Origin of the sequence: Sphingobacterium sp. xlx-96 (assembly GCF_011007365.1) — a bacterium.
GTDB classification, from domain to species: domain Bacteria; phylum Bacteroidota; class Bacteroidia; order Sphingobacteriales; family Sphingobacteriaceae; genus Sphingobacterium; species Sphingobacterium luzhongxinii.
In genome coordinates, this window is sequence record NZ_WFKM01000014.1 from 1 (window position 1) to 13,673 (window position 13,673).

Annotated in this window: 14 protein-coding genes and 1 tRNA gene; 5 read left to right on the plus strand and 10 right to left on the minus strand. The window is 39.5% G+C overall.

Translation table 11 applies throughout. The annotated features are described in order from the left end of the window. Window positions 1-187 precede the first annotated feature (187 nt). A complete protein-coding gene (locus tag G7B20_RS16915; protein WP_164112613.1) occupies window positions 188-868 on the minus strand; it encodes a hypothetical protein in 681 nt (226 codons plus the stop codon). 277 nt (window positions 869-1,145) lie between these two features. Between G7B20_RS16915 and G7B20_RS16920 the strand changes: the two genes are divergently transcribed. Next, window positions 1,146-2,144 (plus strand): DUF1080 domain-containing protein, encoded by a 999-nt coding sequence (locus G7B20_RS16920; RefSeq protein ID WP_164112614.1) that lies wholly within the window; start codon window positions 1,146-1,148, stop codon window positions 2,142-2,144. Between the two features lie 72 nt (window positions 2,145-2,216). Next, window positions 2,217-3,608, plus strand: a complete 1,392-nt coding sequence (locus tag G7B20_RS16925; RefSeq protein WP_164112615.1) for a M20/M25/M40 family metallo-hydrolase — start codon at window positions 2,217-2,219, stop codon at window positions 3,606-3,608. Window positions 3,609-3,617: 9 nt separating this feature from the next. On the opposite strand, the gene G7B20_RS16930 is transcribed toward G7B20_RS16925, so the two are convergent. Then, window positions 3,618-3,923 (minus strand): Smr/MutS family protein, encoded by a 306-nt coding sequence (locus G7B20_RS16930; protein WP_164112616.1) that lies wholly within the window; start codon window positions 3,921-3,923, stop codon window positions 3,618-3,620. A gap of 11 nt (window positions 3,924-3,934) precedes the next feature. Then, window positions 3,935-4,330, minus strand: a complete 396-nt coding sequence (locus tag G7B20_RS16935; protein ID WP_164112617.1) for a group III truncated hemoglobin — start codon at window positions 4,328-4,330, stop codon at window positions 3,935-3,937. 204 nt (window positions 4,331-4,534) lie between these two features. On the opposite strand from G7B20_RS16935, the gene G7B20_RS16940 reads away from it, so the two are divergent. Both G7B20_RS16940 and G7B20_RS16945 read left to right on the plus strand, forming a co-directional pair. Beyond that, a tRNA-Pro gene (locus tag G7B20_RS16940) sits at window positions 4,535-4,608 on the plus strand. Window positions 4,609-4,892: 284 nt separating this feature from the next. Then, window positions 4,893-5,105 (plus strand): hypothetical protein, encoded by a 213-nt coding sequence (locus tag G7B20_RS16945; protein WP_164112618.1) that lies wholly within the window; start codon window positions 4,893-4,895, stop codon window positions 5,103-5,105. A 95-nt stretch (window positions 5,106-5,200) separates the two neighbouring features. Here G7B20_RS16945 and G7B20_RS16950 read toward each other — a convergent pair whose 3' ends face one another. The 4 genes from G7B20_RS16950 to G7B20_RS16965 all read right to left on the minus strand — a co-directional run bounded on the left by G7B20_RS16950 (window position 5,201) and on the right by G7B20_RS16965 (window position 10,756). Beyond that, window positions 5,201-5,611 carry a BrxA/BrxB family bacilliredoxin gene (locus G7B20_RS16950; protein ID WP_164112619.1) on the minus strand — a complete coding sequence of 137 codons (411 nt, stop codon included), beginning with the start codon at window positions 5,609-5,611 and terminating at the stop codon, window positions 5,201-5,203. Window positions 5,612-6,101: 490 nt separating this feature from the next. Beyond that, window positions 6,102-7,232 (minus strand): clostripain-related cysteine peptidase, encoded by a 1,131-nt coding sequence (locus tag G7B20_RS16955; protein ID WP_164112620.1) that lies wholly within the window; start codon window positions 7,230-7,232, stop codon window positions 6,102-6,104. Window positions 7,233-7,496: 264 nt separating this feature from the next. Next, window positions 7,497-10,391 (minus strand): hypothetical protein, encoded by a 2,895-nt coding sequence (locus tag G7B20_RS16960; RefSeq protein WP_164112612.1) that lies wholly within the window; start codon window positions 10,389-10,391, stop codon window positions 7,497-7,499. Window positions 10,392-10,516: 125 nt separating this feature from the next. Beyond that, a complete protein-coding gene (locus G7B20_RS16965; protein ID WP_164112621.1) occupies window positions 10,517-10,756 on the minus strand; it encodes a hypothetical protein in 240 nt (79 codons plus the stop codon). Window positions 10,757-11,079: 323 nt separating this feature from the next. Between G7B20_RS16965 and G7B20_RS16970 the strand changes: the two genes are divergently transcribed. Continuing rightward, entirely contained in the window at window positions 11,080-11,694 is a 615-nt protein-coding gene (locus tag G7B20_RS16970) for a helix-turn-helix transcriptional regulator (RefSeq protein WP_164112622.1), read from the plus strand. Window positions 11,695-11,714: 20 nt separating this feature from the next. Here G7B20_RS16970 and G7B20_RS16975 read toward each other — a convergent pair whose 3' ends face one another. The 3 genes from G7B20_RS16975 to upp form a co-directional block, all read right to left on the minus strand. Next, window positions 11,715-12,266, minus strand: coding sequence for an AAA family ATPase (locus G7B20_RS16975; protein WP_164112623.1), 552 nt, complete (start codon window positions 12,264-12,266; stop codon window positions 11,715-11,717). Window positions 12,267-12,295: 29 nt separating this feature from the next. Continuing rightward, window positions 12,296-12,769 carry a ribonuclease H-like YkuK family protein gene (locus G7B20_RS16980; RefSeq protein WP_164112624.1) on the minus strand — a complete coding sequence of 158 codons (474 nt, stop codon included), beginning with the start codon at window positions 12,767-12,769 and terminating at the stop codon, window positions 12,296-12,298. Window positions 12,770-12,915: 146 nt separating this feature from the next. Then, window positions 12,916-13,563: a uracil phosphoribosyltransferase gene (upp, locus tag G7B20_RS16985; RefSeq protein ID WP_164112625.1), complete on the minus strand. Its 648-nt coding sequence runs from the start codon at window positions 13,561-13,563 to the stop codon at window positions 12,916-12,918. Window positions 13,564-13,673: the final 110 nt, after the last annotated feature.

The following is a 13,673-nucleotide window of genomic DNA, read 5'->3' on the forward strand; positions in this document are numbered from 1 at the left end:
CACAGCCTTTATATGCGCTGTTGGATAATGAGGGTGAGCTATTGGTTCCTACAAGCGGAGCGGTATACGACATTGAGAAGTATATAGCCTTCCTGCAATCGGGAATCGATGCATTCAAAGCAAAATAGTACTTTACTAATTGTTTAATATATGGCCCCTTTTTCATGAAAATGTTGGAGGGGTTTTTTTATATCTCTTTGCTCCATATTTCATATATAGGATCACCTTTCGAACTTTTACCGGAGTGATGCCAATGTCCCTGCTTGAGTTCGCCCTTAAAGTCTAACTGAGCTCCCACTCTCGTGTCATCTCGTGAAAAGAAAAGGATATGCTCCGTATACGCTGTATTAGAAAAACTGTAGTTTCCGCCTCCTGTACCATAAAATCCTTTAACAGCCGGGTTGATTGCAATCCATTGAAAGAATCCGTCGATCATTATTTTAATTGTCTTACGCGATGATTTTGGAATCGGACTCCTTTGCGAATCAGATTGTCGTCCGGTAATCCGCCACAGACCATCGAGATCCTGTGGTTTTGCAGTTTTTTTTTCGTAGATGGTATCGTCTAGTATTAGTTGATTTGTTTGTATATTGGTCGGTATCTTGAGCTCCGAACCTACACGTTGTGGAGAGATATCGTTGTATTCGGTTTGTAGAGTCATAATTTGATCGTTAAGGGTAAATGGGCCACCTTCCGTTCCAATATATTTACTGTCTGTATAGATGGTATGGCTACCATAGTTTTCCACAAATAACCATAAGTGCGTAGTATCCCCTTGCTTCGCGGTAAAGGCTCCGGTCAATTGTTTCGTCTGGGCTAGGCCTGCAAACCAAGCTGCAACAAGAATAATGGATAATATATTTTTCATCTTTTTAAATTTATACTTTTATTTGTGATGAAGCAATCTGGTTTATTCATAGAGTATATTTTTTAAGCGGCATTCATGAACTCACTTCACTCGGTTATTCATTGCCCTATGTGATTGAATAAATCATGATGGTTTTCTATTAAAAAGTGCTTGATACACTTAAAGTTACATAATCCGGATTAAATACACGAAATGTCGATTACAGGGTTGTTGGATTTAAAATCAAATTTCCCTAAGTTTGTTAATTATAATCCTTAAACCTTAATACTAATTTACTATGATCAAAAAATATGTTGTTTACTCTTTGATTTCAGGATTTGCTATTGCAGGACTTAATGCTTGCGGAGGCGCGACACAAAATACAGAAAAAGAAGAAATTCATAATGCCGCTACACAGACTATCCCTAAAGAGGCAGAGGGATTAATCGGTCGATGGGACATCACCGTAGAGAAAGAAGGGAAGCAAGTTCCTTCTTGGTTAGAAGTAAAGCTGTCAGGTTTTAATGTGTTGGTTGGTTCATTTGTTGCTGATGCAGGTAGCAGTAGACCAGTATCCCACATTAAGTTAGATAAAGGTAAGTTTTCGTTTGAGATTCCACCTCAATGGGAAGGAGGAGAAGGTGTATTTACGATTCAAGGAGAGCTTGTTGGGGAAGAGATAAAGGGAACAATAACTAGTAATAAGGGCAATGTCTTTAATTTTAGTGGAGTAAAAGCTCCTTATCTGGTCCGTACAGGAGAGGTAAAATGGGGTGAACCAATAGAGTTATTCAATGGTAAAGATTTAACCGGTTGGACTACGTCGAGTGAAGACAATCAATGGACTGTTAAAGATGGTGTGCTTGTTAATCAAAAGGCAGGCGCAAATTTGATATCGGATCAAAAGTTTGAAGATTTCAAACTGACGGCCGAATTTAGGTATACAGAAGGGGGGAATTCCGGGATCTATCTGCGTGGTCGCTATGAGGTACAGATAGAGGATTCTCCAAAAGATAGACATCCAGGGGCTTTATATTTTGGTGGTGTTTATGGTTTCTTGGCTCCAAATGAGATGGCTACGAATGGAGCGAATGAATGGAATACCTATGAAATTACGCTTCGGGGGAGGATGGTGACAATTGTCTCGAACGGAAAGACAATTATTAATAACCAAGAAATTCCAGGGATTACGGGAGGAGCATTGGATAGTAAGGAAGGTGAACCAGGTCCAATCTATTTACAAGGAGACCATACGGGAGTTGAGTTTAGAAAGATTAGTATCACTCCTGCGAAATAGAAGTAATTTTTACATTAATGGTCTGTTAAGAATATTCGTATTGCTGACAGACCATTTTTTTTGACTTTAATTATGTTACAGATACGTTCTATATTTTATTCTGTTCTTGTGATGGGGCTGTTTGCGAATGGTGCATTTGCTAATACAGATTCTGTTATGATTTCAAGAATTTACCATCAGTCATTTTTTAAAGGAGAAGCATATGCCAATTTGCGTTATCTGACTAAGGATATAGGTCATCGTATTGCGGGATCTCCGCAAGCAGCTGCAGCAGTGCAATGGTCTAAAAAGCTAATGCAAGCATTGCCGTTTGATAAAGTGTATCTGCAGGATGTCAAGGTGCCTTATTGGAGCCGTGGTGCTAAAGAACAAGCTATAATAGTCGGATCTGGAGAGAAACTGAATGTACTGGCCCTAGGGGGATCGGTTGCTACACCTGCAGGAGGGATAGAAGCTGAAGTAATTGAGGTAGAGTTGCTATCGGATCTTCGCAAGTATGGAGATGATGTGCGTGGGAAGATTGTTTTTGTTAACAAACCCTGGGATGAATCTCTTGTAGAAACTGGTGTCGCTTATGGGTTAAATAGCGCGCAGCGTAGCAGAGGACCCGCAGAGGCTGCTAAGTTAGGGGCAGTAGCCTATTTGTTCCGGTCCTTGGGGTCAGGTATTGACGATTATCCGCACACAGGTGCTACACGATATACCCAAGGTATCGATAGTATTCCTGCAATGGCAATTTCTGCCATCGGAGCAAATACACTAAGTGCTGCGCTTAAACATAACGCAAAACTGCGTGTATTTCTGCAACAGAGTTGTGCGTGGAAAGGGGAGGTCCTTTCGCACAATGTTATCGGTGAATGGACAGGTACAGAATGTCCAGAACAGGTCATCACTATGGGAGGACATTTGGACTCTTGGGATGTTGGAGAGGGGGCGCATGATAATGGTACGGGTACGATGGGTACATTGGATGCCTTGAGGACACTTATGGAGCTGGGTTATAAGCCGAAGCATACTATTCGTTTGGTATTCTACATGAACGAAGAGAACGGCGTGCATGGTGCCTCTCAATATGGATTACAAGCTAAAGGAAAGAACGAAAATCTGATTGCAGCCATAGAGAGTGATGCCGGCGGATTCGCGCCAAGAGGATTTGATATAAAAGCAGGGAAGCGAGCAATACAATGGATTCAAGCTTACTGGAAGCCTTTATTTGAACAGACGTATTGGGTCTCTAGGTTTCTAGAAGGAAGTCCGGGCGTAGATTCCGGTGTTTGGGGTAAGTACCACCCGAAAGCCATGATGTTTAATTTTAGGCCAGACCCACATCGTTATTTTGATTTGCATCATACGGATAAGGATGTTTTTGAAGCTGTCGATAGGCGTGAGCTCCAATCTGGAGTAGCTGCTTTAGCATCTTTGTTATATTTGTTAGATAGTCACTATAATCGCATTCCCGATTAAAGACGTTTGTTAGACTCCAATATGTACGACCACAATATCGGGATTACGATATGAGGGGTGGTATGAGGCTATACTGCTACTTCGTTTGTAATAGGCAAGCTCATCGTAAACGACCTCTCGAAGCACTCCTTTACCTTTGCCATGGATAAATTCGATTTGGGTATACTCCCAATAAATAGCAGCATCTAGTGACGCTCTTAATTTGTCTAGGGATGCAGCAATAAGTTCCTCTGCATCGTATTCTTCGATGTCGTCAATAAATGCGTCTGTGTGCAAGTCTACTATTTTAGGGGGGCGGGGTAATGTACGGGACATGTGGCGTTTACTTAGAGGATAATTGATTTATCAGGGTTTTTTTTTATGTAATCCAGTTTACTTTGGAACATCACTGCCATTTTATTGGCTCTCCATTTGGCCTCATCGGCTTTTTCGCCGGCAAAAAGACGGTCAACAGTCTGGTTGAACAGCGCCAACCAATGATCGAAATGTTGCTGACCTATGGGAAGGTGCGCATGTGGAGGAAACGGCCTGCCATCGTAAGTATATTCATTTAATAAAAGTGTCTGCCAGAACCGGTACATTTTGGAGAGGTGTTCAGGCCATTTGTCCTGTATATTCTGATTAAAGATAATACCTAGCATTTCGTCTTGGCGGATATGTTCATAAAACGTATCCACGAGTAGTTTTATATCTTCAAGTTTTGTTATATCTTTCTTTTCCATCTTCCAAGTCGTCTATTAACAAGGTATAAAGTTCTTGATTTTTTTTGATATTGTGGTCAGCGCGATGTCTGTATTTATGATATTAAGGGGGAGTTGAAAATTATTTATCAAGAAATCAGTATATTCTCTATTATTTTGTGGTGATCGCTTTGAATAGTCAAAGTAGGTTCCTATATTTGCATCACTTTAAAGGTGATACCTTTTCGGGGTGTAGCGTAGCCCGGTATCGCGCCACATTTGGGATGTGGAGGTCGTAGGTTCGAATCCTGCCACCCCGACATAAAAGCTCTAACGAAAGTTGGAGCTTTTTTTGTTTGTGGGGGGTGAGAACCGTTGGTTCGATCGGAAGAAGCTTTAAAAACTTATTCTTTGATTCACAAAAAAAATGGATGTACGAAGGTAGAAGTCTTAATTTAGGCTACAATATGGGGGGCTTGTTTTTTTTTTAGGTAATCCTGTTTGCTTAGGGAGGGTCTTGTTTTTTAAAAGGTTGTTATCGATTTGAGGAGTATTGGCAGATGTTGGTCTGATATTTGTAAAATATGGGGTAAATAAGGTTTTTATGATGAGACAAAAAATTTTTATCCTGTTGGCGTTGTTTGCTTTAAGCTTAAGTTCCTGTTATGTTAATAAGCATCCTCATGGTCATGTACCTCCGGGAAAGGCAAAGAAAGTGTACGGTGAAAAATCAGCGAAGCGACATGCTCCTGGTCAACAGAAGAAACAGCACAAAAAAGGTAACGGTCATTACAAACATAGCATTTATGTGTACTAGCTTTCAATAAGATTTTGTTAGATTGATAAATTGAAAAAGGCTGCACGAAATCCGTGAAGCCTTTTTGGTATTTAAAAATCAAAATAGCACTGTTACTAACAGTATTCGTCAAACGCAGCAACAAGGTTGTCTGCTATCATTTGTGCTGAACGACCCTCGATCATGTGTCTTTCGATCATGTGAACTAATTTTCCATCTTTAAAAAGAGCCATAGCAGGTGAGGATGGAGGGTAAGGAAGCATGTATTGACGGGCTTTGTCAACAGCTTCTTTTTCCATTCCGGCAAATACAGTAACTAATTTAGTAGGGTGTTTTGCGTTTTGTACAGCTGCTTTTGCTGCTGGACGAGCATTGGCTGCGGCACAGCCGCAAACAGAGTTTACCACCACAAATACGGTGCCTTCAGCGGGAATTGCAGCGTCAACTTCTTCTACTGTCTTTAGTTCTTGAAAGCCCGAGTCTGTTAATTCTTGGCGCATCGGGGCTACTAAATATTCTGGATACATCTGTTTTTAGAATTTAAATGTTTAAAATAAAAAATTACCATAAGTAATCGGTCTTTAAAGAGCAATCTTTAAATTTTGAAAACATACTTACAGTTGCAAAGATAAACTATTAAACCGATCCCGCCAAGGAGTCATCCTCAGTATAATGTCAGATTGTAGGGAGGTCAATCATATGTTTTTAATTCGAATTGAATGTTTGGATTTTCTTTATTCTTTAGTGTAAAAACATTTTTTGCATTTGTCCTCGTGTCTTGGTTTTGGAACGTATATTTAAGATTTCTGTTTATCTCTATTTTTTTTTGTTTTAACGCCTCAAGCATTTCTTTTAATAGAACTGGGCAGAAGTTGCTTTTGTGTTCCAGGTTGTATAATGCTCCCCTTCTCATGAGTTCTGTATTAAGTTTATTAATAATTGTTTGATATTAACAAAATTAAGACATGAAAGGGGGGAATCCTATACCCAATTATGAGTATTTTTCAATTGTTTAGTTCAAAAAAGACTGTCAAATCCGCTGTCTTTGTACCATTTTAAGGTTTTGTAAAAAGTGTGAGCAGGCCCCGAATTCTCTGCGCTCGGGATGTAGCAGGTCAGACCTGAGTTGGTTTTAATTTCAAAACCATTGAAAAAAGCTGTATTTGCTTTATATAGGACAGTTTGCTCTAGCGCTTTTTGTGTGTTTTGGTAATTGATGCTGTTGTTGTAGTTTTGATAGAGAAAGTCAAGAAAGTCAAATGCTATCAGTGGATTACCGATGCGGTCAAAATCCATTCGTTGTATATTGGAGCGGTTGAAGTCGGTATATAAAGGTGGTTGTGATTTTAGTGTGACCTTCGTTTGCGCGGCAAGATTACTTAGTTGGAAAGCGTCTACCACTGAAACGGTGGCCCAGGCTCCTGAGGACAGGCTGTTGTAATGATTGTAATATTTTGCTGCAATGGTTTTGTAGCCTTCTGGGCCTGGTAAAAATAGGTCATTCGTTATTTTATCATAAGGCATGCCATTGGATACAACTTCGCCGGGTGATGCTATAAAATATTTTGCCTTATCTTTTATTTCATATAATACTTCAGTGCTTGCCATTGAGCAGGCGTCAAACATGATAAAGTCGAAATTGTTAGGGAGCGCATTGTTTAAGTCGGTTATATCCATGACATGTCCGTTGTCATCGCCAAAGGATCTTAGTTTGATTCCGTTTTGGTTAGCGGGTACCCATCCCGTAGCATGTGACCATAGAATCAGCCCGTAGGTGTCGGCAGGATAGAGTTCTTGTGTTTCTTTGATGATGCTCTTCATTACAATAGGGTCAGAAGAGCTGTAAGGAGGATAATCTTTTATTTTTTTTAAACCACTTTCCGTTCCCGTCTTTTTGGTCACTTCGTACAGTGCTGGGGAGCCGGTCTTTAATTTTGCATATACAATCAAATTGCCATCGATATTACCTATGGCTTCTTCCATTTGACGCATGTTTTTGTAAGCGTCGTCTTCTAGGTTGTTGTTGGCCGCGAGGTATACGAGTACGGTTCTGTACTTTTGTTTTGCCTCCGGTTCTATACTTGGCTTTCCGCATGCTGCGAATACAAGGCTTAAACAAAATAGGGGGTATAAGAGTATCTTTTGCATCCTTATGATGATTTTGAATGTAATATAAGGCTAATTTCTTTATTACATGATTTTTTTGTTTTTGAGTTTGGTGTAAAACCGGGTTGAAAAGTATAGGCCTATGCTGCTGGTTAATAATAGTATAAGCGTTTCTGTGAGTTCTCTATTCATATTTTATGGGTTATATGGTTGTTAATTGGATCAGGTGATGTTCATATTTAAAAAAGGGCGGCTATTGCCGCCCTCTAAAAAGATATGAACTGTTTTTACTAAGTTAGTGTGAGATTAGATGTTGGGATTAACCCTGATCTTAATTTCTTTAACAACTTCAGCTTCAGTTGCAGCCAGGCCGGCAACGTTGAATTTGTTAGTTACTGTTACTTTGTATACCAAGTAAATTGGCTGTTGTAGGTTTGCACCCGAGTTAGTCCAGACAAGGTCTTGGCCATTTACACTTGCACTTGCTCCAGAAGGTGCTGAAATTGCAGTACCACTGGCGTTTTCGTAACGTACGAATGATACATTGGTTAAATTGTAACTTCCAAACATAGGGGAGATACCATTGATACCGTAATCGCTAATTAAGCCAACGTTCTTCGTACTTGAGAACCCTCCAGTGAAGTTATAAATTACTGTATTGTTGAAATCTTTGATTGTAATCAATCTTCTTACATCGATTTCAGATACATTCGTTCCAGAAACTTCTTTGTCTGTAAACTCTTTGTATGGTGTTTTAGCTTCAATAGCTTTTACTGGGTTTATGAACTTCACGTTAAACGAAGTCTGAAGACCGTTGTTGTAATTAACCCCATTTACAGTTCTATTGATGCTTAGGGAAACCATACCGTTGTTGACTTTTGCGCGAGCAGCAGTTTGGTTTTCGTCTAACTGTACTTCATTTGCGCTTATAGCAATACCGTTTACAGCTGGAGAGACGCCAAATGTGTAGCCCATTACAGGTGCGTTTGGTCCAGAAACTGTCGTTTCCGTCCAGTAATCCCATAAGTTAGCGTGAAGCTCCCAATTGCCACTAACCAATTTTCCATTAATGATTCCAAACGATTGATTTGTATCCCAGAATGGTAAGTCTTTAGTCAGTGTTGTGATGTTATTTCCAGTTACGGTTACATTGATCGTTACATTTACTACAGGATCTGTTGATACAGATGATGTGTATGTACCATGCAATGTATATGTTCCTGGCATTACTGTGTTGGCAACGGATACTTCGCGTGCAGCCCCTTGCGTAGGATTGTTCATTCCTGTACCTGGGCCGGTGATGAATGCAAATCCAGGAGGGTTAGATCCGCTTGGTGTAAAGGTATACACGGCATGGAAATCTGCAGCTGTTTTTTGTGTGTGATTGTATGCTGCATCTAAAGTTAATGGAGTGCTCCAAATGATGCCTTTGTTAACTGAAGGAGTCGAAACAACATCGTGAGTGAATGTACCGTTTACAGAAACAGGTGCCACTGCGCTTTGTACAAAGTTAACTTTGATAAAGCGATGAGCAATTACATTTGTGCTTCCTGTTCCAGGGAAGATGCTTACTCTCACTACTGCAAAATTATTGGTGGCAGCAGAGTTGTACTGATTGCCATTTGTTGTTGAGATCTTAACTGAAATTTTACCAGTAAGCGGATCTAAAGTTAGCCAATCTCTTTCTGGAGCATTTGCGCCATAATGATCGATGTCGTAGCGTAAGTTGTAGTCTGATAAACCATGATCATCCATGGAAACTATGTTGTTGTTGACCTGCGCCCGGCCGAAGAACCCATTTAATTTATCATCTAATACAATACCGCCTGTATAAGCTGTGTTATTGTCAAGGTTTGTCGTAGCATCGTTCTTGAAATGCAATTCGAAATTTGCGTCGGCTCTAGCGTCAGCTTGTGTTTTCGTATGTGCTAAAGACTGGCTGCTACTTCCTGCATCAGCGAATGCTGCTGTAGCGCCGTTTCCTGTGAATAATGGATTAACCCCGTTAAGTAGCGTTACTTTATCACCTGTTGCTTGTGCATTTCTAGATGATTTTTCAATCGTGATTTCGTCTTTCTCAACGATCTCTTCTTTCGCGATATTGAAAGGTGAAGCAACGAATTTCTGGCCGGTAGCGGCTTTTGCGTTGTTTACCTGTAATGCAATGAATAGATCTGTAGCGCCTGCTGCTGTTGGGAATGTGGAATTTGCGTTTGAAGGACGGTATTTTACAGTGATATCACCGAATGTTTTTACCGCAGCTCCTACTGCTGAGAAGTTCGAGCTAACTGTTCCTCCGGATGAACGGAATTCTACTTTTTCCGAGCTTTGTGTTAATAAACCGGTTGCTTCGTAGTTTTCAACCTTTACGCCAAATGGATTTAAGTTGTACTTAATCTCTGCATACCCTTGTAATAGTGTGTTTCTATTGGTGTTGCTCTCTACGATACGAGGGAAGAATACTACCGGGCTATTGTTGTTTGTAAAAGTTGGAACAATAGCTAAGCTATTAACTGCAACAGCTTCTGTAGCTAAGAAGATAGAGTCAGACGTCACACCTTTTGCGTCGGTGAATACCACGTTGTAACCACCATCTACAGCTACCATCGCGATATCGCCAGCATAAGCCTGTACTGTGGTTTGTGCGCCGTCTAGTGCCCAGTATTGTTTGCCGTCAGTCCCGGTAACCATAGTCACTACAGTTCCGTCTTGACCAGCAGGACCTTGAGGCCCAGTAGGTCCGGTAGGTCCAGTAGGTCCAGTTGCACCTGTATCACCTTTATCACCTTTAGCTTTGATGCCGGTGTCGACATATGTAGTGCCATTGTTGGCAATCTCCCAATTGCCATTTGTTCCGATGCGGATTAATGGTGATGATCCATTTGTACCATTTGTGCCATTAGTACCATTAGTTCCATTAGTACCGTTTGCACCATTTCTAATTTGATAAGTTTGCTTAGTTCCATCAGCCTTTTTGAAGACGATGTCAAAACCACCAGTTACAGAGGTAACCGATTCAACAACCATGTTGCTCGCTAATGACGCTAATGACGTTTTTAAAGAAGCAATGTCAGATGTGTTCTGATTAATACTTTGTTCTAGACGCGATATATCGTCGTCATACTTTTTACAGCCTTCGAGCACTACTGCACTACTTATGGCAATAGCTAAGGCGACTTTGGATAGATTTCTAATTTTCATGTTTTACTTTTGAAATTTGAATTCGGTTAACGCTCAAAATTGATTCTATTATGATGTTTGCTAATTATTATTCTGTAAAAGTACAATGTAATATTGTAATTTCAAATAAAAATTGAAAAATATATTTAAGAATATGTTTTTAATTCAAATTGGAAGCTGTGCATTTGCCCGTCTATATCTGTTATTTTGACTTCGAATGTGCTCTTTTTGCTTTTTCTTTTGATTGTTAAATGCTCCTCTGCATATTTTTTGTCTTTTATTTTTATGTTTTTGAGACTTATAAGATTCATTATATCTTTTTCGGTTATTTCTTTTGCCTCGTCTGATGTTATGTTTTTGCTTTCATTTTTTCTTTTTAAATCCATGGTGTTAATGGTTAATAAATGGTCTTGGTTTGATGACTTTGTTTTATTTAACCTTGTCTTTTCACGTCTGTATATTTAGTTGTAGTTATAAAACTACGCAAACATACAATAGTAAATTGTATTTTACAATAATCAATTGTTTTTTTTGTTATTAAATTTCGTTTGCTTAATTTGGCCTAATATTTGCCTACTTCTGTGTGTTCTCTCTCTCTGTTTAGAGATAAAACAGCATTAAAGCTTAGGAGAGCTAAAGCACACTTGTGTTCTTATGAAGTTGTTTTAATGCAGAAAATAAATATTTTGATACTGTTTATATAAATTTTATGTCTAACTGGGGTCGTTTAGATCAAGTAATACAATATTTGGGTTTGAATGTTAACTCTTTTGCGAAAGAGATTGGGTTGAATAGAGCGGAGCGCTTGTACCAGATTAAAAAAGGAAACTACGATATAAGTAAAAATCTTGCAGGTATTATTGTAGATCGATTTACCGATATCAACGAAGCTTGGTTGCTTACTGGAGAAGGAGCTATGCTTAAGGCTGCTGAGGGAGCATCTAAAATTCCACTATATAATATGAGCTTGGATGAGTTTAATGTTGATTTATCCCAAATGCAGATTGTTGACGAGTTGGAAATACCTATCTTATCCGGAAGCGACTTTGCGTTTGTTAATCAAGGGGATTCGATGAGTCCGGAGATTGAGCACGGTAGTGTGGTGTTTGTAAAGCAAGTTGACAAAGATGCTATTGTCTTCGGGGATATTTATCTTATTATTTCCGAAAAGATAAATGTGGTTCGTTTCATTCGTGGTTTAGATAATAAAAGCTGGAGGCTGGTTGCTAAGAATGCGAAAGACTTTGATGACCTTATACTTGGTATAGCGTCGGTGAAAGCGGTGTATAAGGTAAAGGGGGTTTTGTCGATGATTTCTATGTAGACTAACTAGCTATATGCTGCTTATCTATTAGCTGCTTTTTTTAGGAATTCTTTACAGACTTCAAGTCCATTTTCTAGCCTTTGGTTTCCAGAACCAGAGATGATTTTATAATCTGCCTGTAAGCTTTCTAGTTCTTTTTTCCAGATTTCCATAAAATAGGCTCTTTCTTCGGGAAAATCGCGTAAGGGATCATTTTCCCAGGGAAGATCTATATCCATTAAGAGATAAAGATCATATGTTCGTAGTTGGATCTCATTTATCACTTCGCTAGGTGTATGCTTGAAGAGATGATCACACCATATCTTTACTGTCATTATTGTGGTGTCGCAGATGAGTAGGCTATTTTTTAGCTGCGACTTAATCGCATCCTCTAAAGCTACTTGTCCATAAAACATGTTGGTCTCATCCTGCATTGTATATTGATTCTGGAGATTTTGACAGTAATATCTCGCATATTCAGGTACATAGGAGCAGTCTAAGGCTCTGGCTAGGTGTTGAGCCATAGTTGATTTGCCGGTGGACTCGGGTCCGACGACTGCTATTTTTAGTAACACATCTACTGTATTGTTCATTCGAGAACAATATTAAGCATTTTTTATATCTACTGTACGATTCTATTCGCACAATTCGTGCTAGCGAAGGATTCTGGTTTGGCTTTAAAGATAAACCCCATTCCCAGTATGTAGCCCATGGCTTCTTTCAGCGCTACATTTGATTCAAAATTAGGATTGGTGTTTATGTCAGCGTGAACTTCAAGGTCTATTTCGTATTGATCGAGGAGAGGACAGAGGTGATAGGCGGTATCTATGGACTTTTGAACCTCGAGAAGCATTCGTTCTTTGATGGTCATGTTGTGATTCTTTCGGTCTTTATGGATAAACATAAAGCCTCCTTTGTGATTACGTAAGAAAACGACTACGGTTGCAAACTCAACTGTTCCACGTTTTACCTGTGAATCGGTCCCTATAAATACCTTGAGTTTGTTGCCTAGTTGGTTTTCTCTAAGGATTGCTGCTTCAACAGCATCCATAATAGGAAGACGAAGATATTCGCCGTTGTACTTTTGCCATTCCATAAAATAAATTTTTGTTGTATAAATATAGTTGTATAGTGTTCATTTTCTGTTAATTGTATGTTGTTTTTAAGTTATGAAGTTATGTTGTTATCAAGTTATGTTGTTTTTTTTGTGTTTGCTGGCTTCCTACTCACTACTCCTACTCACTAATGTTCCTTAGAGCCATAGGCGAGATCTCCGGCGTCGCCAAGCCCCGGTACAATATAAGATTTGCTGGTGAGTTCGTTGTCTACGTCGCCCACCCATATCTGCGCTTCAGGGATAAATGCTCTCACGTGTTGTAAGCCTTCTTGTGAAGCAATAATAGCAGCTATGTGGAGTTCTTTGATGTTGTAGGCGCTCAGGAGCTCCCTGCAACAGAGAACAAGACTTTTTCCGCTGGCCAGCATGGGATCTGATACGATGACTATTTTGCCATCCAAGTCAGGGGTATTTTCATATTTTCGGTGAATCTCAAACTCACCGCTTTTTTTAGTATGCCTGTATGCTGCAATAAATCCAGAGTCTGCTTGGTCAAAGACATTTAGAAAACCCTGGTGAAAAGGAAGCCCCGCTCGTATAAGTGTGACCAGAACAGGTTGTTCGGTAAGTGTGTGCATTTCCGAAATACCTAGTGGAGTCTCGATCTCTTGGGGAGCATAGGTGAGTGTTTTGCTGATTTCATAAGCTATAATTTCGCCGAGACGCTCCAGATTCTTTCTAAAACGAAGACGGTCCTTTTGAATTTCGGTATGCCGCAGTTCGGATATGAAATGATTGGCAATACTATTTTGTTTTGTAAGGATGTGAATCATGCGTATTATATTTATTCGTACAAATTACGAAAAAAAGCCCATCATAGTTTCTTTTCGGTCATAATAATCTCGACTACTGGGAAAGCAGCTTGAGATTTGGTATTTTTACA